A 19687-nucleotide genomic window follows, 5' to 3' on the forward strand; every position below is an offset into this window, starting at 1 on the left:
TGGGCAAAAATAACCCGGTTATCCGTTTTTGAGTTGCATCGAAACGGCGGCCGGGTAAAACTAGGCGTTTATTGAGCATTTTGTAACCAGGCGTAACATATGAGCCACATCCTGATCGTCGAAGATGAAGCCATTATTCGAACGGCGCTGCGCAAACTGTTAGAGCGGCACCGATATAAGGTCAGTGAGGCGGGCTCAGTTAGGGAGGCCCTTAGTAAGCACAGGGTCAATGAAGTGGACCTGGTTATCTCAGACCTGCGCCTACCCGGTGCACCGGGCACCGACTTGCTCAAACATGCCGGTGAAGTACCGGTATTGATCATGACCAGTTACGCCAGCCTGCGCTCCGCTGTGGACTCCATGCGCATGGGCGCCGCGGACTATATCGCCAAGCCATTCGACCACGACGAGATGCTCGCCACCGTGCGCCGCGTCATCGGCAAGGCCGAACAAAGTCGCGCCCAAGCGCCTTTGGATAAAAGTAACCCAGGCACTATCGCCGGAATGATCGGCGACAGCATGGCTATGCGCGAACTCTATAGGCGCATTCACAAAGTGGCACCCACAGACGCCACCGTACTGGTGCATGGAGAAACCGGCACCGGTAAAGAGCTGGTGGCCAAAGCTATCCATGAAGAGAGCCGCCGCGCTGGCAAGCCGTTGATCTCGGTCAACTGTGCCGCCATTCCCGAGACATTGATCGAATCGGAGCTGTTTGGTTACGAAAAGGGCGCTTTTACCGGCGCCCAGAGTGCCCGCGAGGGATTGGTTGCCGCCGCTGATGGCGGCACCCTGTTTCTCGATGAAATCGGTGAACTCCCGCTAGAGGCTCAAGCACGGCTATTGCGAGTGATACAAGAGGGTGAGGTGCGCCCAATTGGCTCTATCGAGTCGCACAAAGTGGATGTGCGCCTGGTTACCGCCACCCACCGTAACCTGCGTCAACTTGCCGCTGAACGCAAGTTCCGCGAAGACCTCTACTACCGCATCAACGTGGTGCAGATGACTCTGGCACCGCTGCGCGAGCGCGGCCGCGATGTCCTTGCACTGGCAGAGCACCTTCTCGAAAAGTTCTGCACCAAAATTGAGCGCCCACTGCTGCGCCTCTCTCCCGAGGCAGTTCAGGCAGTCACCACGTACACTTGGCCTGGTAACGTTCGCGAGCTGGAGAACGCCATACAACGCGCGGTCATCCTCACCGACCGTGACAGCCGGGAAATCGACCACAAAACCCTAGATATAGACTTGGACCTGGTCCCCGTGGAGGAGGCCATCGGCGAGCCTCGCCCGCGCAGCCTGCATACCGATCCCCGCGAGGATCTCTCGCTGGAGGACTACTTTGCTCGCTTCGTAATCGAGCACCAGGACACCATGAGCGAGACCGAGCTGGCGAAAAAGCTGGGGGTCAGCCGCAAGTGCCTGTGGGAGCGTCGCCAAAAACTGGGCATTCCCCGCAAGAAAACCCGCCGCAGCGCGGTTGCCGAAGCCTGATCAACTTTCTTGGGGGCTCAGCCCCCTCCCTCACCTACGCCACTCTTCCTCAACAAGTAGCCCCTTAAACTTCTCTTCAACAGGCTTTAGCCGCGTCCATGACCGCTGTCCCACTTTGTTACATCACTGGTAACAGAGGGAAGTGTTACCCAAGACCTACCTCAAGTAACAGTTGCCGCACCTTACGTAACGCAATGCCACCCAGAAAAGTTCCATCAATTTTCGTAAAGATTGTAACTTGTTGATTTATAAGGATTTTTAAAAGTTGGCACACTAAATGCTTTACACTTAGTACAAAAATTAAAAACGGCCAACAATAAAAATAAATGACCGTTAAAAGCCCTATAACTACTCAAAATAAGTGGGCGAAACACAATAAAAATAATGGGGCGGCCGATAACAAAAGCAATGAGTGGCCAAAACCGCAAGAACAACAATAAACAATAACAATAATTTCGAAAGAAGAATAAAAATAACAACAAGCGCGTTGCAAACTGACTGATTTATACCTGGGAGAGGGTGTTTGCTTGATAGCAAATTAAGAGCGCAAGGAAGCCGCTGCCTTCATACCTGTAATAATAATTCCCAAACTTTTCCCCAACTTTCCGGCACCCGCAGATTGCGGGCGCATTGCTTTGCGTGTGTTAGAATCGCGCCAGCGAGTCCTCCACACTGACAGCAGATGCCATTGCCGCCCCCTGTTTTGGACTTCGCCCCCTGGGCCCGCCCAGGTACAGAGGCCCCAGTAGTGCAACAACATGCCCCAACTCCGTTGGGGAGGAAAGTGCAGGTGTAATGCCTGTCGCCACCGGAGATGTGGCCTCAGCACCAACAGGGCATTTTCGGTCACCAACAGATGGCAGCAGTCAAGACAGACAGCCGTATGCTCAATAATTTGATTAGTAGTATCAAACGCTGGCGCAAGCCGGCCAAGAAAGGCCCCAGGGTTATCGCCCGCAACGACCACAATATCTCCCGCCGGGATATCAGCCGCGCAGCCCTAACGGTCATGAAACGCCTACAGGAAGCAGGTTACCAAGCGTACATTGTCGGGGGCGGCGTGCGGGATCTAATGCTCGGCGGCCACCCCAAAGACTTCGATGTTGCCACTGACGCTACACCAGAACAGGCTAAAGTACTGTTTCGCGGCGCACGCATTGTCGGTCGGCGCTTTCGAATCCTGCACGCGCGTATTGGCCGCGAGGTTATTGAGGTCACGACTTTTCGGGGCCACCACAGCGATGGCGAGACGCACGAAGCAAAACAATCCGAACACGGTATGTTGCTGCGTGACAACGTCTACGGCGACCTGGAAAGCGATGCCATGCGCCGCGACTTTACAGTCAATGCTCTCTATTACACCACCGATGGCTTCGCTGTTCACGACTACACCGGGGGTGTTGAGGACATTAATAATCGCCTGATCCGCATGATCGGGGCTCCCGCTACCCGCTATAAAGAAGACCCTGTGCGGATGCTGCGTGCGGTGCGCTTCGCAGCCAAACTGGATTTTGCCATCGAACCCGCTACCGAGGCCCCGCTAAAAGAGCTGGCTCCTCTACTGCGCAATATCGCCCCCGCGCGCTTGTTTGACGAGATCCTCAAACTGCTGATGAGCGGCCAGGGCGAGCGCACTTTCGAACTATTGCGCCGCTATCATCTGTGGCAGCACCTGTTCCCAGATAATGCAGCCCAAATTGAAAAAAACCCCGCAGCACTGGAGCTGACAAAGCGCGCCCTTCGTAATACCGACCAGCGCATCCAGGCTGATATGCGCGTGACCCCCGCCTTCCTATACGCTGCCCTGTTGTGGCCGGCTGTGGACGAGGAGCAGAAAAAGCTCATCGAGAAAGGGATTCCACCGGCGCCGGCACTGGCCCAGGCGGCTCAAAAAATTACCAGTAACCAACTGGCCCACACCGCTATTCCCAAGCGCTTCTCTATCCCCATGCGCGAGATATGGGATCTCCAGCATCGTCTGCCACAACGCGGCGGCAGTCGCGCCCAGCGCCAGCTGGAGCACCCCCGCTTCCGCGCCGCTTACGACTTCCTGCTATTGCGCGAAGAGTGTGGAGAAATTGAACCCGGTCTGGGCAACTGGTGGACCGACTTTCAGCAAGCCGATGATGAACAACGCCAGCAAATGGTACGCAAACTCCAGCGCAGCGGCGGCAACAATCGACGTGGCCGCAATTCCCGTGGCGGACGCCGACGCAAGCCAAAGGCTGCCGAATAATGGAAAAGGTTTTTATCGGGCTCGGAAGTAATCTATCTGAGCCACAGAAGCAGCTGCGCAGTGCCCTGGCGGCCATGGAGGAAATCCCCGACTGCCGCCTGCTGCGCTGTTCCAGCTTTTATCACAGTGCGCCCATAGGCCCTGGCGAGCAGCCAGATTATGTCAACGCCGTGGTTGAGCTGGAGTGCGCACTAACGCCCATTGAGTTACTCGACCAGCTGCAAACGATTGAGCAGGCTCACGGGCGAGAGCGCTCGGTGCGCTGGGGAGCGCGAACCCTCGATTTGGATGTTTTATTGTTTGGCGAACAGCAATTAGACGAGACGCGTCTGCAGGTACCGCACCCGCGTATGGCTGAGCGTAATTTTGTTTTGCAGCCACTCGCTGAGCTCGATCCACAACTGCAACTGCCATCGGGGGAGCGATTGCAACAGTTGCTGCAGGATTGCCCACAAAACCGCCTGGAGAAATTCTAGACAGCCTCAAATACAGCGCTAAAAGTACTCGACTGGCCGCCCCGCTTGATAGTATTTTGGCGCCTGTAACCCATCAGGGAAGACGCCCCAACCAGAGGAGTCGAGCACGTGGTTATCGACAACAGCGAAACCAGTTCGTGTGAGTTTGGCCAGCCGGAGAGAACACCACCGAAATTTATTGCCGTTGAGGGTAATATCGGAGTGGGCAAAACTACCCTCGCCAAAAAACTGGCCTGTACCTTCAATTACGACACTCTGTTGGAGCTACCCGAGGAAAACCCCTTTCTCGAGCGCTTCTATCGCGACCCCAAAAACGCCGCACTACCCACCCAGTTACATTTTTTGCTGCAACGCTCTCAACAGATTCAGGCCCTGCGCCAGGATGATTTGTTTGAACCCGTGCGGGTGGCAGACTTTCTTATCGAGAAAGACCAACTGTTTGCCCAAGTCACGCTGGACGCGGATGAACTCGCGCTCTACCAACAGGTATTTCAGCACCTCACACTAGAGGCCCCCAAGCCCGACTTGGTTATTTATTTACAGGCCCCACTGGAAGTCCTACAGGCTCGTATCCGCAATCGAGGCGTCCCAGCTGAACGGGTTATCAGCACCGAATATCTGGCCACACTCAACGACGCCTACACGCAATTTTTCCACTTTTACGACAGCTCACCGCTGTTGATTGTCAACAGTGAGGAAATCGATATCGTCGATAGCCCCGAGGATTACCAACAACTGGTGGAGTATATGCTCACCGTCACCAAGGGCCGTCATTACTACAACCCGGGAAGTTAACCGCTATGTATGCACCTTCAGAATTAGAAAAGCTCGTTACCGTGCAAACCCTGCGCAAAATGAAAGCGAACGGCGAGAAATTTATTACCGTCGCCCTCTACGACGCGCCCATGGCGGCCATGGCGCAGAAAACCGGCGTGGAAACTGTGCTGGTAGGCGACTCCCTCGGTATGACCGTACTGGGCTACGACAGCACAGTGCCGGTCACCATGGAACAGATGATCTACCACGTGGAAGCAGTGGCAAGGGGCAATAAAAAATCCCTGATCATGGGTGATATGCCATTTATGACATATGCCACACCGGAGCAAGCGCTCACAAACGCCACTCGTATCATGCAGGCTGGCGCCCATATGGTGAAGATTGAGGGCGGCGCCTGGCTTGCCGACACAGTCAAAATACTGACAGACCGCGGTATCCCGGTTTGTGCTCACCTGGGGCTCACTCCTCAGTCCGTTCACAAGCTGGGCGGCTATAGGGTTCAGGGGCGCGACGAAAAACACGCAGAACAAATGTTGGAAGATGCGATCCTCCTAGATCAGGCTGGCGCCGATCTGCTCGTGCTCGAATGCGTGCCCAGCGCCCTGGCCAAACGCATCACAGAATCAGTTTCCATGCCCACAATCGGCATCGGCGCTGGGCGCGATACCGATGCCCAAGTCCTGGTTATCAACGATATCCTCGGCCTTACCGAACAGCCGCCGAAATTTTCCAAGAACTTTTTAGTGGAGGCCGGCGATATCCCCGGTGCCCTGCGCAAGTATGCAGGGGACGTTAAACTCGGCGTATTCCCAGAAGACAGCCACACTTTCAATTAAGTTTCTACGGGGCCACTTAACGACAGTGCTGTGGCCCAGACACCTCCTCCCGCGGACTGCACAAAGCCCGCTCTCCCAGCGGTAACACTATGACTTTTGATGAACTTCTCCTTGATTGGCGCGATAAACATGGCGCCAATGTGGTACCGACAGGCTGGAGCCAGGGCCGCGCTACTTTTGGCGGCCTGGTTGCAGCCATGCTCTATGAGAAAATGGCAGCGGAGGTGATTGCAGAAAGCAGTTTACGCTCACTCACCTTCTCCTTCGTCAGCCCGGTTAGCGCGGATGCGGTAAAAGTCGAAGCGCAGCTACTGCGCGCAGGCCGCTCCGTCACCCAGGTGCAGGGCCAATTACAGCAAAATAACGCAACTGTGCTCGCTGGACTTGCCAGTTTTGGCAGCGGCAGGGAATCCTCCGTTAAAGTCGACACCCCTGCTGCTCCTGAGTTTGCCAGCCCGGATAAATGTATCGCCCTACCTTATATCGAGGGTGTGGTGCCAGAATTCACTCAGAAATATGACTATCGCATCGCTCGTGGCCAACTCCCCTTCAGCGGCACCACGGAGCGGCAACTGGGTGGTTGGGTGCGTTTCAAAGACGGCAGCGAATCTACTATAGGCATTAGCCATCTACTCACACTCATCGACGCCTGGCCACCAGCTACTCTACCGATGCTAAAAGTTCCAGCACCGGCCAGCTCGCTCACCTGGACGCTGGAGCTGATGGAACCGCTACCACAACGCAGCGCATCGGATTGGTGGCAATATTTGGCAGAAGTGGAGCAGGCTGAAGATGGCTATGCGGTGATCCAGGCGCGCCTTTGGGATAACGCGGGAAGACTCGTCGCTTTATCCCGGCAAATGGTGACTATTTTTGCTTAAGCAAACTCACAACTGACTTCCCTTCTTTTAGGCGCGCCATATAGAAACCACACCCAATACCACGCAGGGCCATATTCTAATAAAGTTAAAGAAAGTGCTCTGCGACTAGGTTATTTCCTTAATTGCCAACCAGAAAATACTGACGCAGAAAAACCTGTGAGCAATCGTGTAGCTGGCGCCGCTTTATTGTCAGGATAATCTCAACTGACCGGCCTGTTAGTGTCTAACTTTTCTGACGCTGAGTATTTTCCTGGCAAAGCGTACAAATTAACGTCAATTAAAGTAAAAAATAAAATAAAAAAAACCTTCCTTACTCCAATTTGTAATCTACGCTATCCATTATCCCACCCTCGAAAAATCAAAGACCGAGACAAAAAGGCCACGCCTTTTTAATTTCAATCCACCGGCGATAAGAACCATGGAGAATAAAAAATGATAAAAAAAATCTGTATATCCCTTGCTCTACTGATCAGCTATCCCGCTAGCGCGGCAGATTTTGAGGATGTATGGGATGCGATCACCTCATGCAACTGGTTCGAATTTATTGATGATGTGGATGACACGGGCTCAAAAGATCTGGATGGCTACGAGTATGGTGACACCAGCTTCGAAGATGCCAACTCAGGCAGCTTTGACATGATGGTGTATAACATGGATGGATTTTTACAATGTATTGGTGGCAACAGTAAGTCAGATTTCAAACAAATTATCCGCACTTTTAACGATGACCCCAAGGATCTCTGGTTAATGCAGGAAGTGTGGAGTAAAACCAAAGCCAACTACCTGGATGACGATGACAAACTGAGCAACGATACGGTTCCCTATCGTTCAAAACACTGGAAAGGTGGCGGCACCTCTTTTGGTAACGGCTTGCTGACTTTTTCCAGATTCCCCTTTGACCGGGACAATCGCGACGATAACGATTATTCCTTTGCCACTTATGAAGAGGAAACTTTTGATAAATGCTCAGGCAACGATTGTGATACCGAGAAAGGTTTCACCGTGGCCAACGTTGAAGTGACGGAGAACTATCATGTGCATATTTATAACACCCACATGGATGCGGGCCATCAAGATGCCGACCTAAACGCCAAGGCAAAGCAACTTGATCAAATCGCCGATATGATTGTCTCCCACTCAAATAATGCCACTGTTATTTTGGCAGGGGACTTCAATATGGCATTCGATGAAAATGATGATGGCTGGCGCGGCGTTAACTACCAAACCTGGAAGGCCTTTTTCGAAAAAACCGGCGGTAAGCACGCCTGCCAATATATGCTCTCTGGCAATGACACCAGCCTGGAAGCCTGCTCCGATGAGCTACAAAATGACACAGACCATGTAGTAATCATCAACAATAATCCCAACTACACACTGGAAGTCACTGATTATTTTATCGGTTCTGCAACCTATTCTGGGTTAAGCGACCACGACCCAGTTTTTGTAGATTTTTCCTGGGTTAAAAACTAATCCCTAAAAGGGCTCCTTCCACTGCAATGTGGAGGGAGCCTTAGAGCCATTTTTTCCAATAAAAAAAGGCGATTTGTCCGGCAAGTGCAGCTACTAACAAAATACAAAATACCAAGAATCCCTCTCGAGCTTGAGCCCAAGGAATCCCACCAACATTAATTCCAAACAATCCAGTTAAAAAGCTCAGAGGCAGGAAAATTGCTGCAACCATCGACAATACATACATACGACTATTCAGCTGTTCGGAGCTACGGCTTAGTAGTTCCTCCTGAGCAATTGCCGCCCGTTCACGAATTGTATCTATATCATCGATATGCCGCTGCAGGCGCTCATTAATATCCGCTAGTAGGATATGGCTCCCTTCATCAAACCAGGGAGCCGACTCCTGCTGCATACGAGTTAAAACCTCCCTCTGTAGGCAGAGGTATCGGCGCAATGCTATTGTCCTCTTACGAAACTGAACCAGATTCGCCCCCAGATCTTTCACCGACCATTCGAGTAATTGATCCTCAAGTTCATCGACCTTTTCCTCCAAGTCATCAACCCGGTCTCCCATACGCAGCACTAGTAAATCTGCCAGGGACACTACCAATGCCGCTGTCCCCCGTGGCCCACAACCACTGCTCAACCGGGAGATCAAATCCTCCTCAGCCAACAGGCGTCTCTTACCAATACTGATGACACGATTCTCTTCCACCCATATTCGAATAGAGACCCGGCTCTCTCTCCGTGCTTTATGCTTTGGATCGACTCCACACAAAGCTAGAAATAATCCATCACCTACAGCCAGGGTACGCGGTCGCACCTCTTTGGCCAGTAATGCTTCTTTAACCACAGTAGGCAATTCACTACTATCGCTTACCCAAGCTAAAACCTCTTCGCAAGCACTATCAAAATGGAGCCACAACACCCCCTGGCGGGGATGCCAAGACTCCACCTCCGGCCAAGCCACTTCTCGGCCCGATCCATTTCGATCGAGCAAGGTTGCACGAACGTGCTCAGATTCCATGGACATAGATTTCCATTTACTGAACTTTCATTTAAAAAATTGCACCCCATAGGAGCGCTCTTAAACCTCACCCAACAAACAAAATTAAGTTACAAGAACATCCAGGCATAACGCATACGGATTACTCGGCCTGACTCAAGTGCGCTAATCCCGCAGCATTCTGTTCCCAGTTTTGCCCATCAAATGGCTCGACTTCTAATTCCTGCGGCACAATATCGAGACAACGCGCATTGAGGCTGTAACCATCGGGATTGGAGCGCGGTATGTAAAAGGGTTTTACACCGCAATGACGGCAAAAATAGTGTTTTGCCACACCCGTATTAAAAGTGTAACAAGTGAGGGCTTCCTCTCCCCGCTCCAGCTGGAAGTTTGCCGCAGGTACGATCAGATGTAAGTAACCCACCTTTTCGCACATAGAGCAATTACAGGCGTGCGCCACCAGCGGCTCTCCATTTTGGCGACGATGTATCGCACGAAAGCGCACAGCATCACAGTGGCAACCGCCCTGCAGCGGCAAGATAACTTCACTCATTATTAGATTGATCCAGATTAAATAATGGACGTGCCCACAATAGAGATAAAATTGAGAGGGCAAGAAGTAGGTGGAACCAATTAGTACGGGCAAGGCCCAACAGTCGTGAAGCTCCGGTGCCAATAAAGAGCCCATTGAACACTACTAACAGTGCACCAGCGCCAATTACCAGGGCTTGGTTGCGCTTGAGCCGGCGCGGCGCTATCAGCTCCAATAATGCTACCAATAACCACAGTACCAGCCCCACAGTAGAAAATAGGTCGATCACTGTAAGGGCTGACATGCTGGTACTTTGCGCGAGACCAATTGCCCCAGCCAATATCAAAACCATTACCAGATAAGCCGGTGCGCGAGTATCTCGGCCCCAAGATATTTCCAGACGTGCCCAGGCAAGACCTATGCCGATCAACAGGAAGGAGGCAAAACCTGAGATCTGCGCAAGTGCCCGATGCAGCTCTGTCACTCCAGGATCAATGCCATAGCGATAAGCGCCCACCAGGGCGGCCAGGGCCATAATCATCAGGGCGGCCACGATTATCAGAGCTGCCGATTGAAAGCGCGCGCGGGTGAGATACCAATACTGGTTGGCAACCAGCAGGCTAGCGAGACCAAGGAGTGCATCGAGAAGCCAGTAGTTGTGCAAAATTTTCCCCTTTTTCGACAAATTCTAACCGAAAAATCCCTGGGGCAAGTGCCTTTATTCCGTGTGAAGCCACTTTGAACAGCTACAAAAAAACCCGGCACTGGGCCGGGTTTTTTCAGGCTTCATCAGCTCGAGAGGTTTATGCCTCTTCGGAACCCTGTTTCGCCTCTTCGGAAGCGGCTTGGTCAGCCTTTGCTTCCTTGATGGACAGCTTGATACGTCCGCGCTGGTCAACGTCGAGCACCTTAACCTTAATCTTCTCACCTTCACTCAGGTAATCAGTTACGGCATTTACACGCTCTTCAGCGATCTGGGAGATATGCACCAGACCGTCTTTGCCCGGCAGGAAGTTAACGAATGCACCGAAGTCTACGATGCGTACCACGGTACCTTCGTAGATAGCGCCAATCTCAGCTTCCGCAGTGATCTCCTCGATGCGGGTTACCGCCGCTTCCAGGCTCTCACCATCTTCACCGAAGACTTTGATAGTGCCGTCATCTTCGATATCAATGGAAGCGCCGGTCTCTTCAGTGATGGAGCGGATAGTCGCACCACCCTTACCGATCACGTCGCGGATCTTGTCTGGATGGATTTTCAGGGTCGCGTAGCGCGGTGCGTTCTCATTCACGGTGGTGCGGGAAGAGTCGATCACCTTGTTCATTTCCGCCAGGATGTGCAGACGTGCGTGCAGGGCCTGCTCCAGAGCGGTTTCCATGATCTCTTCGGTAATACCTTCGATCTTGATGTCCATCTGCAGCGCGGTCACACCAGAGGCGGTACCCGCTACTTTGAAGTCCATATCGCCGAGGTGGTCTTCGTCACCTAGGATATCGGTCAAAACCGCATAGCCTTCGTCTTCCTTCACCAGGCCCATAGCGATACCGGCTACCGGTGCCTTCAGCGGAACACCCGCATCCATCAGCGCCAGGCTGGAACCACATACGGAAGCCATGGAGCTGGAACCGTTGGATTCAGTGATCTCGGAAACCACACGTACGGTGTAGGGGAAGCTGTCCGGGCTCGGCAGAACCGCAGCGATACCGCGACGAGCGAGGCGGCCGTGACCGATTTCGCGACGACCGGTAGCACCGACACGACCCGCTTCACCTACAGAGTAGGGAGGGAAGTTGTAGTGCAGCATAAAGTAGTCTTTGCGCTCACCTTCCAGGGCGTCAATGATCTGTGCATCGCCAGTGGAACCGAGGGTAGCCACTACCAGAGCCTGGGTCTCACCACGGGTGAACAACGCAGAGCCGTGGGACTTGGGCAGAGCACCAACTTCCACTGCGATCGAGCGTACAGTTTTGCTGTCGCGACCGTCGATACGGGGCTCGCCGCGCACTACAGCGCCGCGCACCAGTTTCTTCTCCAGCTTGCCGAAGTAGCTTTTTACCAAATCGGCGCTAATTTCTTCAGTAGCCAGGGCTTCAGCGGCTTCGCTGCGCAGTTCCGCAAGGCGGGTGCTGCGCTCTTGCTTGTTGGTGATGCGGTAGGCTTCGGCAACCTTCTCGCCAAACTGACCTTCCAGGGAAGTTTTCAGCTCGGTATTTTCTGCAGGTGCCTGCCAGTCCCATTGGGGCTTGCCCGCTTCCGCTTTCAGTTCTTCACAAACCTTGATGATGGCCTGCATCTCTTGGTGTGCATACAGCACAGCACCGAGCATGATGTCTTCCGGCAGCTCTTGCGCTTCAGATTCCACCATCAACACAGCGTCTTTGGTACCGGCAACCACCATGTCCAGCTCGGAGGTCTTCAGAGCTTCATAACCCGGGTTTAACAGGTAACCGTCTTGCTGGGTGTACCCCACGCGCGCAGCACCGATTGGGCCTGCGAAAGGAATACCGGAAACAGATAGCGCTGCAGAAGTGCCGATCATGGCAGCGATATCCGGATCCATGTCCTTCTCAGCGGAGAGAACGGTACACATCACCTGAACTTCGTTCATAAAGCCATTCGGGAACAGCGGGCGGATCGGGCGATCGATCAGACGGGAAGTCAGGGTTTCTTTTTCAGACGGACGGCCTTCACGCTTGAAGAAACCACCGGGAATTTTGCCAGCCGCGTAGGCTTTTTCTTGATAATGCACGGACAACGGGAAGAAGCCCTGATCTGGCTTGGCTTCTTTAGCGCCGACAACAGTACACAGGACGACGGTCTCACCCATGCTAACCAGGGCAGCACCGGTTGCCTGGCGCGCGATGCGGCCGGTCTCGATGGTGACTTGGTGTTGTCCGTATTGGAAAGTTTTGCTTACTGGATTCACTAGTTTTTTCCTATTTCCTTACGGTTACTGGCCCATTCCAGTAACCCCTACATAGTTGCCCGGGAGAGAGTTCCGAAAGCCTCACCCGAGGCGGCACGGGGATGTGCCACCACCGACCTGGGGTGGCCGGTGCAAACACTACACATCCAGCTCGGGTTGTTTTCCGCTGGCCTGTGCAGTGCGACTTCTGAAAAATGACAGTAAGGCCACTTTTCAGCAAGCATTAAAAAAGAATGCCCGCCAGAGGCGGGCATTCCAGGGTCTTAGCGACGCAGGCCGAGCTTGGCGATCAGCTGTGCGTAACGATTCAGATCCTTGCGCTTCAGGTAGTCCAGCAGCTTACGACGCTGGTTTACCATGCGGATCAGACCACGACGAGAGTGGTGATCCTGCTTGTGCGCAGAGAAGTGACCCTGCAGTTTGTTGATGTTAGCGGTCAGCAGGGCTACCTGGACTTCCGGAGAACCGGTATCGCCTTCAGATTGGCCGTGCTCTTTCAGGATGGCTGCTTTTTCAACTGCAGACAGTGCCATAACGAATTACCTCGTCGTAATATGCTTTAAAAGATTCGGCTGGCCCGTGCATATTTACAGACCAGCTAATCGTGAATGCGGCTGCGCCGCGAGGGCACCTTGCGGGTTACCAAATGTTGGCTTTCACCAAAAAGCAGCTTCCACTCAGGTGCCACTTACCAGACGTCGTGGTGCCACGCACCCTTCGTCGGTAATTTCTCCTACGCCCAGAAAATCACCGTTTTCCAGGAAGAGGCGCACCATATCACCTTCTGTACCGATACGGTAGACCTGCAAATCCATTACCGGTTGTCCCTGACGCACATAGTAACCAGAGTCGTCCGGCAGGACGAGTTTGGGCAGTGAGGACGCTGGAGAATCCATCGGCAACAAGTGGTGATCGAGCACTTCTGCCTTATCTTCACCGCGCTCTTCTGCAAGCTCATCCAGGGTCACTGCGTCGGCTTCATCGAAGGGACCGGCGGCACTGCGGTGCAGTACTTCCACATAGGCGCCTACACCCAGAGCTTGGCCCAGGTCCTCGGCAATACTGCGAATATAGGTTCCCTTGGAGCAGTGCACCTCAACTTCCGCACGAGGCTGTGCACCCGGCGTAAAGCTCAGCAGTTCAAACTCAAAAATTTCCACTTCACGCGCTTCGCGTTCCACTTCCAAGCCCTGGCGCGCCAGCTTATATAGAGGCTGCCCCTTGTGCTTAAGGGCGGAATACATGGAGGGCACCTGTTTGATGCTGCCGCGAAAGGCTTCCATGGCCTTGAGCACTGCTTTTTCGGTCAAACCGGAAGCATCTTTGGTTTCCAGTACATCGCCATCGGCATCGCCACTGGCAGTGGTCATACCGAAGACAAAGGTGCTGCGGTAACGCTTGTCAGCATCGAGCAGGTACTGGGAAAACTTGGTGGCTTCGCCAAGACAGATCGGCAGCACACCGGTTGCCAGTGGATCTAAGGCCCCGGTATGACCGGCGCGATTGGCAAAAAAGAGTCGTTTGGCTTTCTGCAGGGCGTCATTGGCGGTAATACCGGCGGGCTTGTTTAATAACAGCACGCCGTGAACCGGCCGGCCCCATTTTGGTCTGCGGCCCATGGATCAATCTTCGTTAGAGTCGCTGTCGTCTTGGTGCTTGCGATCGGCGCGCACCGCCTTGTCGATCAGAGCGGAGAGCTCCTGGCCGCGCACCGAGGTCTCGTCGTAGCGGAAATACAGACGCGGGATGGTGCGTATCTGGATGGCGCGCGCCAACTGGCTGCGCAGAAAACCTGCGGCCTTGTTAAGCACTTCCATCGAAGTATTGATCTTACTGCGGTCGTCCTCACCCACAAAGGTGACAAACACTTTTGCGGTGGTCAGATCACGGCTGACTTCAACATCGTTGATATTGACCATGCCCAGACGCGGGTCGCGCACTTCCTGCTGAATCAGCTGGGCCAGTTCGCGACGCATAGCATCGGCGACGCGGTCGGCGCGTTGGAATTCTCTTGCCATTGTTTACCTATTGAGAATGGCGGTTTAAAGACAGGAAAACCCGCACGGCCAGAGCCGCGCGGGTTTTCCTTCACCAGGTGCCGGAACGCTTTACAGTTCGCGGGCAACCTTGACGATATCGTAAACTTCGATCTGGTCACCGGACTTAACGTCGTTGTAGTCCTTCACCCCGATACCACACTCCATACCGTTGCGCACGTCCTGCACATCGTCTTTGAAACGGCGCAGGGATTCCAGCTCACCCTGGTAGATTACAACGTTGTCGCGCAGTACGCGGATCGGCTTGTTGCGGTAAACGGTACCCTCGGTAACCATACAACCGGCAATGGCACCAAACTTCGGTGAGCGGAATACATCGCGAACCTGGGCAATACCCACGATCTCTTCGCGAACTTCCGGCTCCAGCATACCAGACAGTGCCTGCTTCACTTCGTCGAGCAGGTTGTAGATCACGCTGTAGTAGCGAATCTCTACACCTTCGGTCTCTGCAGTTTTACGCGCTGCAACATCGGCACGGGTGTTAAAGCCCAGTACGATAGCACCAGAGGTCAGTGCCAGGTTGATATCGTTCTCGGCGATACCACCCACACCACTGGAGACTACATTTACGGAAACCTCTTCGTTACCGATATCCGCCAGTGCACCCAGAATAGCTTCCAGGGAACCACGCACGTCGGCCTTGATGACTACCGGCAGCACCTTGCGCTCGCCAGCTTCCATATCCGCAAACATGTTTTCCAGTTTGGCCGCCTGCTGACGCTGCATACGATCGCGTCGCTCGCTGTCAGCGCGCTGTTCAGCCACCTCACGGGCCTTGCGCTCATCGGCAACCACCATGAACTCGTCACCGGCATTCGGGGTGGAATCCAGACCCAGCAGTTCTACTGGGGTGGACGGACCAGCTTCCTTCACCTGCTTGCCGTGCTCGTTGGTCATGGCACGTACGCGACCATAGCTCTGACCAGCCAAGATAATGTCGCCGCGCTTCAATTCGCCATTCTGCACCAGCAGGGTAGCAACAACACCGCGGCCTTTTTCCAGGCGGGACTCAATCACAACGCCGGTGGCCGGTACATTTACCTTGGCCTTCAGCTCCAACATTTCCGCTTGTAGGGACACCGCTTCCAGGAGGTCATCAATACCCTGGCCAGTATGCGCGGATACGTTGATGAACTGGGTATCGCCACCCCAGTCTTCTGGGATTACGTCTTTTGCAGCCAACTCATTTTTCACGCGATCGGGATCCGCGGCTTCTTTGTCGCACTTGTTCACGGCAACAACCAGCGGTACACCGGCGGCGCGGGCGTGATTCACGGCTTCCTCGGTCTGCGGCATAACGCCATCATCGGCGGCCACTACCAGGATTACCACGTCGGTGGCCTGAGCACCGCGGGCGCGCATGGCAGTAAAGGCGGCGTGTCCCGGAGTATCCAGGAAGGCGATCTCGCCCTGGCTGGTTTTCACTCGGTAGGCACCGATATGCTGGGTAATACCACCAGCCTCACCAGAAGCCACCTTGGTCTTGCGGATATAGTCGAGCAAAGAGGTTTTACCGTGGTCGACGTGCCCCATTACGGTTACTACTGGTGCGCGGGTAACCTCGGTGCCCTCTTGAGCCTGGGCATGCGCCACCAAGCTGTCTTCCAGCTCGGTCTCGGAGCGCATTACGACTTTGTGGCCCATTTCCTCGATGATCAACTGTGCAGTCTCACGGTCCAGGCTCTGGTTGATGGTAGCCATCTCGCCCATTTTCATCAGGCGCTTGATCAGCTCCCCAGCCTTCACATTCATCTGCTTGGCCAGTTCTGCGACGGTGATGGTATCGCCCAACTGTACTTCGTACACCTGCTTCTCCGTGGGCCGTTTAAACCCATGAGTCGGTTTAATTTTCAGATTCGGACGAGACAGGGAGCGCGTGCTGCGCTTGCTGGCTTCATCTTCCTCAAATACTTCCAGTGCCTGCTCGTACAGAGAGGTTTTGCTGGACTTCTTCGGGCCGGACTTGGAGCGGCGACCGCGGCGTTTGCGTGGCTCGTCCTCAGTGCGATCTTCGCTTGGAGCTGTTTCCAGCTTGCGACGCAGAGAGGGTTTAACCTCTTCAGCTTTCTCTGCAGGCTTAGCGGGCTTAGCGGGCTTAGTCTTGGCTGCCTGGGCAGCTTTCTCTTTTTTCTCCTGAGCTGCGCGTCGGTCGGCTTCTACTTTCGCCTTCTTCTCTTCTAGCTCGCGCTTCTCTTGCTCAGCCTGCTGCTTGCGACGCTCCATCGCGGCGATACGCATCGCCTCAATGTCATCTACATACGTTGAGCGGATGGGTGCGGCGGGTTGCGCCTTTTTCGCTACATTATCTACGGGTTTACCCTCTGCCTTTTTATCGGCTTTCTGTGCTTCTTTAGCGGCTTCTGCTGCGGCGGCTTCCGCGCGAGCCTTCTCTTCTGCCTCGGCAGCGGCTTTCGCCTCTGCCTCAGCCTTCAAACGTGCTTCCTCTTCCTCAGCAGCGCGACGAGCGGCCTCAGCTTCAGCAGCAGCCTTGGCTTCCGCTGCTGCTTTAGCTTCAGCGGCTGCTTTGGCTTCCGCTTCTGTGATAGCAGTAGCATCCGCACCCTGAAGAGCCTCTTCCACCTCGGCAGCGCTCTCGGTACCAGCTCCTGTTTCAAGCTCAGCCTGTGGACGCTTCACATAAGTGCGCTTCTTGCGCACTTCCACGTTTACAGTTTTACGGCCGGTGCCAGAGCCGGTTTTCAGCGTGGTTGTGGTCTTGCGCTTCAAGGTGATCTTGCGTGGGCTAGCGCCCTGCTCCCCGTGACTGCTTTTCAGGAAACTGAGCAGGACCTGCTTTTCCTCATCTGACACCACTGCATTCGCAGAGGTGTGAGGCAAACCCGCTTCTTTCATCTGCTTGAGCAGACGGTCTTCGGTGGCACCAACCGATTTGGCGAGTTCGCTAACTGTTACTTCGGCCATTCTCTCTCCTAAAAGTCACTTGGTCGGAGGGGGTTACTTATACGTAATACTTATTGCGGTGTGTTTAAGCCTGCTCGCCATCATCGTCGGCAAACCAGGGCTCACGCGCCTTCATAATCAGCGCTGCGGCGCGCTCCTGATCGAGACCCTCGATATCGAGCAGGTCATCCACTGCTTGTTCCGCCAGGTCTTCCATCGTGGAAATACCGCGACTGGCCAGCTGGAAGGCCAGGTGGCGCTCCATACCATCCATATTCAACAGATCTTCCTGGGGCTCAGACGCATCCAGCTTTTCTTCAGAGGCCAGGGCCTGGGTGAGCAGGGAATCCTTGGCTCGGGCGCGTAACTCTTCGGCGATATCCTCATCGAAGCCCTCGATTCCGAGCATTTCTTCGATGGGCACGTAAGCCACTTCCTCTAGGGAGGTAAAGCCCTCTTCCACTAGTACAGCGGCGACATCTTCATCAATATCCAGGCGATCGATAAACACCTGCATGATGGAGCTGGATTCAGCCTCCTGCTTATTCTGCCACTCGTCGGAACTCATGACATTGATTTGCCACTGAGTCAGCTCTGAAGCCAAGCGAACATTCTGGCCACTGCGGCCGATAGCCATAGCGAGATTTTCCTCAGCTACCGCCACATCCATAGAGCCGGTGTCTTCGTCGACAACGATGGATTCAATTTCCGCCGGCGCCATGGCGTTGATTACAAACTGGGCCGGATTTTCGTCCCACAGCACGATATCCACACGCTCACCAGACAGCTCATTGGAAACTGCCTGAACACGCGCACCGCGCATGCCCACACAAGCACCGACAGGATCGATACGGCCGTCATTGGTGTTTACTGCGATTTTTGCACGCAGGCCGGGATCGCGGGCCGCGCCTTTAATTTCGATTACCTGCTCGGAGATTTCCGGCACTTCAATGCGGAACAATTCGATAATCATCTCCGGGCAGGAGCGGCTCAGCATTAACTGAGGGCCGCGGGCTTCCGGCTGGATTTCCAACAGAATTGCGCGCACACGATCACCGAGGCGGAAAATTTCGCGGCCAACCAGCTGATCGCGGGGCAGGCGCGCTTCGGCGTTATTCCCCAGGTCTACAGCGATAAAGTCGCGGGTCACCTTCTTCACAGTGCCGCTGACCATCTCTCCGACGCGATCGCGGTACTCGTCTACAACCTTGGCGCGCTCGGCTTCACGTACTTTTTGCACGATAACCTGCTTTGCGGTCTGTGCAGCGATGCGGCCAAATTCTACATTTTCCACCTGCTCGCGGAAAACGTCACCTGCTTTCAGGTCAGCATCTTTTTCATGGGCTTCTTCCAGGGTGAACTGGGTACCCAGCTCCGCCAGAACTTCATCACCGACTACTTCCCAGCTGCGGAAAGTCTCGTAATCGCCCGAACGACGATCAATGATAACCTCAATGGTTGAATCTTCGTCGTAGCGCTTCTTCGTGGCCGTTGCCAATGCCGCTTCGATGGCCTGGAAAATAATCTCCTGGTCAACGCCCTTCTCGTTGGATACCGCCTCGGCTACCAGCAAGATCTCTTTGTTCATGCAACTGTGCCTCAAAATCGCCTGAGCTCAGGCTCCTACAGGTTACTTGGTAAATTGGGGAATAATATTTGCTTTCTCGATGCTGTCGATCGGCAGCAGGTATTCATTTTCACTGTCCACGCGCAGAACGACTTCATCCCCTTCCACACCGGCCAGCAGGCCGCGCCACTTGCGCTGACCGTCGAGCGGCATACGCAGGCGCACCTCGATTTGGGCACCAGCAAAACGCTCGTACTGCTCCAGCTTATACAGGGGACGGTCTAGTCCTGGGGAGGAGACCTCCAGGGTATATCTACCGCTAATGGGGTCTTCCACATCCAGTACGGCACTGGCCTGGCGACTGACTTTCTCGCAGTCCTCCACACCTATGCCATTTTCAGAATCGATATAGATGCGCAGCAGCGCGTTGCGACCATGGGTCTGATAATCGATCCCCCACAGTTCACACCCCAGCGATGCCACCACCGGCGCCAGAAGTTCTTCCAGCAATTCGCGTTTGCTCGCCATTTACGTCACCACATACAAAA

17 protein-coding genes are annotated in these 19687 nt (G+C 54.2%); 7 read left to right on the forward strand and 10 right to left on the reverse strand.

The features are described from left to right. The first annotated feature begins 99 nt into the window (after positions 1-99). The 7 genes from ACJJIB_RS18185 (at position 100) to ACJJIB_RS18215 (ending at position 8167) form a co-directional block, all read left to right on the forward strand. Entirely contained in the window at positions 100-1491 is a 1392-nt protein-coding gene (locus ACJJIB_RS18185) for a sigma-54-dependent transcriptional regulator (RefSeq protein WP_252083163.1), read from the forward strand. A gap of 856 nt (positions 1492-2347) precedes the next feature. Then, the gene (gene pcnB / locus ACJJIB_RS18190; protein ID WP_252083164.1) at positions 2348-3727 is read left to right on the forward strand and encodes a polynucleotide adenylyltransferase PcnB; all 1380 of its coding nucleotides are present in this window, start codon (positions 2348-2350) and stop codon (positions 3725-3727) included. Then, positions 3727-4203 (forward strand): 2-amino-4-hydroxy-6-hydroxymethyldihydropteridine diphosphokinase, encoded by a 477-nt coding sequence (gene folK / locus ACJJIB_RS18195; protein ID WP_444887084.1) that lies wholly within the window; start codon positions 3727-3729, stop codon positions 4201-4203. The genes pcnB and folK overlap by 1 nt, the downstream gene beginning before the upstream one ends. Positions 4204-4311: 108 nt before the next feature. Then, the gene (locus ACJJIB_RS18200) at positions 4312-4998 is read left to right on the forward strand and encodes a deoxynucleoside kinase (RefSeq protein ID WP_252083166.1); all 687 of its coding nucleotides are present in this window, start codon (positions 4312-4314) and stop codon (positions 4996-4998) included. Between the two features lie 5 nt (positions 4999-5003). Then, positions 5004-5816 carry a 3-methyl-2-oxobutanoate hydroxymethyltransferase gene (panB, locus tag ACJJIB_RS18205; protein WP_444887085.1) on the forward strand — a complete coding sequence of 271 codons (813 nt, stop codon included), beginning with the start codon at positions 5004-5006 and terminating at the stop codon, positions 5814-5816. Between the two features lie 89 nt (positions 5817-5905). Beyond that, on the forward strand, positions 5906-6697 hold the full coding sequence (locus ACJJIB_RS18210) for an acyl-CoA thioesterase (protein WP_444887086.1): 792 nt from the start codon (positions 5906-5908) through the stop codon (positions 6695-6697). A 432-nt stretch (positions 6698-7129) separates the two neighbouring features. After that, positions 7130-8167 carry an endonuclease/exonuclease/phosphatase family protein gene (locus ACJJIB_RS18215; protein WP_444887087.1) on the forward strand — a complete coding sequence of 346 codons (1038 nt, stop codon included), beginning with the start codon at positions 7130-7132 and terminating at the stop codon, positions 8165-8167. Between the two features lie 40 nt (positions 8168-8207). Here ACJJIB_RS18215 and ACJJIB_RS18220 read toward each other — a convergent pair whose 3' ends face one another. The 10 genes from ACJJIB_RS18220 to rimP form a co-directional block, all read right to left on the reverse strand. Then, positions 8208-9182 carry a zinc transporter ZntB gene (locus ACJJIB_RS18220; protein ID WP_444887088.1) on the reverse strand — a complete coding sequence of 325 codons (975 nt, stop codon included), beginning with the start codon at positions 9180-9182 and terminating at the stop codon, positions 8208-8210. A gap of 115 nt (positions 9183-9297) precedes the next feature. Beyond that, positions 9298-9708 (reverse strand): GFA family protein, encoded by a 411-nt coding sequence (locus tag ACJJIB_RS18225; protein ID WP_252083171.1) that lies wholly within the window; start codon positions 9706-9708, stop codon positions 9298-9300. Further along, positions 9701-10351 (reverse strand): hypothetical protein, encoded by a 651-nt coding sequence (locus ACJJIB_RS18230; protein WP_252083172.1) that lies wholly within the window; start codon positions 10349-10351, stop codon positions 9701-9703. The genes ACJJIB_RS18225 and ACJJIB_RS18230 overlap by 8 nt, the downstream gene beginning before the upstream one ends. Before the next feature lie 139 nt (positions 10352-10490). Next, entirely contained in the window at positions 10491-12614 is a 2124-nt protein-coding gene (gene pnp / locus ACJJIB_RS18235) for a polyribonucleotide nucleotidyltransferase (RefSeq protein WP_444883901.1), read from the reverse strand. Between the two features lie 263 nt (positions 12615-12877). Beyond that, positions 12878-13147 carry a 30S ribosomal protein S15 gene (gene rpsO, locus ACJJIB_RS18240; RefSeq protein WP_252083174.1) on the reverse strand — a complete coding sequence of 90 codons (270 nt, stop codon included), beginning with the start codon at positions 13145-13147 and terminating at the stop codon, positions 12878-12880. 144 nt (positions 13148-13291) lie between these two features. Further along, positions 13292-14233, reverse strand: a complete 942-nt coding sequence (truB, locus tag ACJJIB_RS18245; protein WP_444887089.1) for a tRNA pseudouridine(55) synthase TruB — start codon at positions 14231-14233, stop codon at positions 13292-13294. A 3-nt stretch (positions 14234-14236) separates the two neighbouring features. Then, positions 14237-14632 (reverse strand): 30S ribosome-binding factor RbfA, encoded by a 396-nt coding sequence (gene rbfA / locus ACJJIB_RS18250; RefSeq protein WP_252083176.1) that lies wholly within the window; start codon positions 14630-14632, stop codon positions 14237-14239. A gap of 90 nt (positions 14633-14722) precedes the next feature. Continuing rightward, entirely contained in the window at positions 14723-17593 is a 2871-nt protein-coding gene (gene infB / locus ACJJIB_RS18255; protein WP_444887090.1) for a translation initiation factor IF-2, read from the reverse strand. A gap of 64 nt (positions 17594-17657) precedes the next feature. After that, the gene (gene nusA / locus ACJJIB_RS18260; RefSeq protein ID WP_444887091.1) at positions 17658-19160 is read right to left on the reverse strand and encodes a transcription termination factor NusA; all 1503 of its coding nucleotides are present in this window, start codon (positions 19158-19160) and stop codon (positions 17658-17660) included. A 42-nt stretch (positions 19161-19202) separates the two neighbouring features. Then, positions 19203-19667, reverse strand: coding sequence for a ribosome maturation factor RimP (gene rimP, locus ACJJIB_RS18265; protein ID WP_252083179.1), 465 nt, complete (start codon positions 19665-19667; stop codon positions 19203-19205). Positions 19668-19687 lie beyond the last annotated feature (20 nt).

The sequence above is a fragment of the Microbulbifer mixtoriginis (SeqCode) genome, assembly GCF_052467705.1.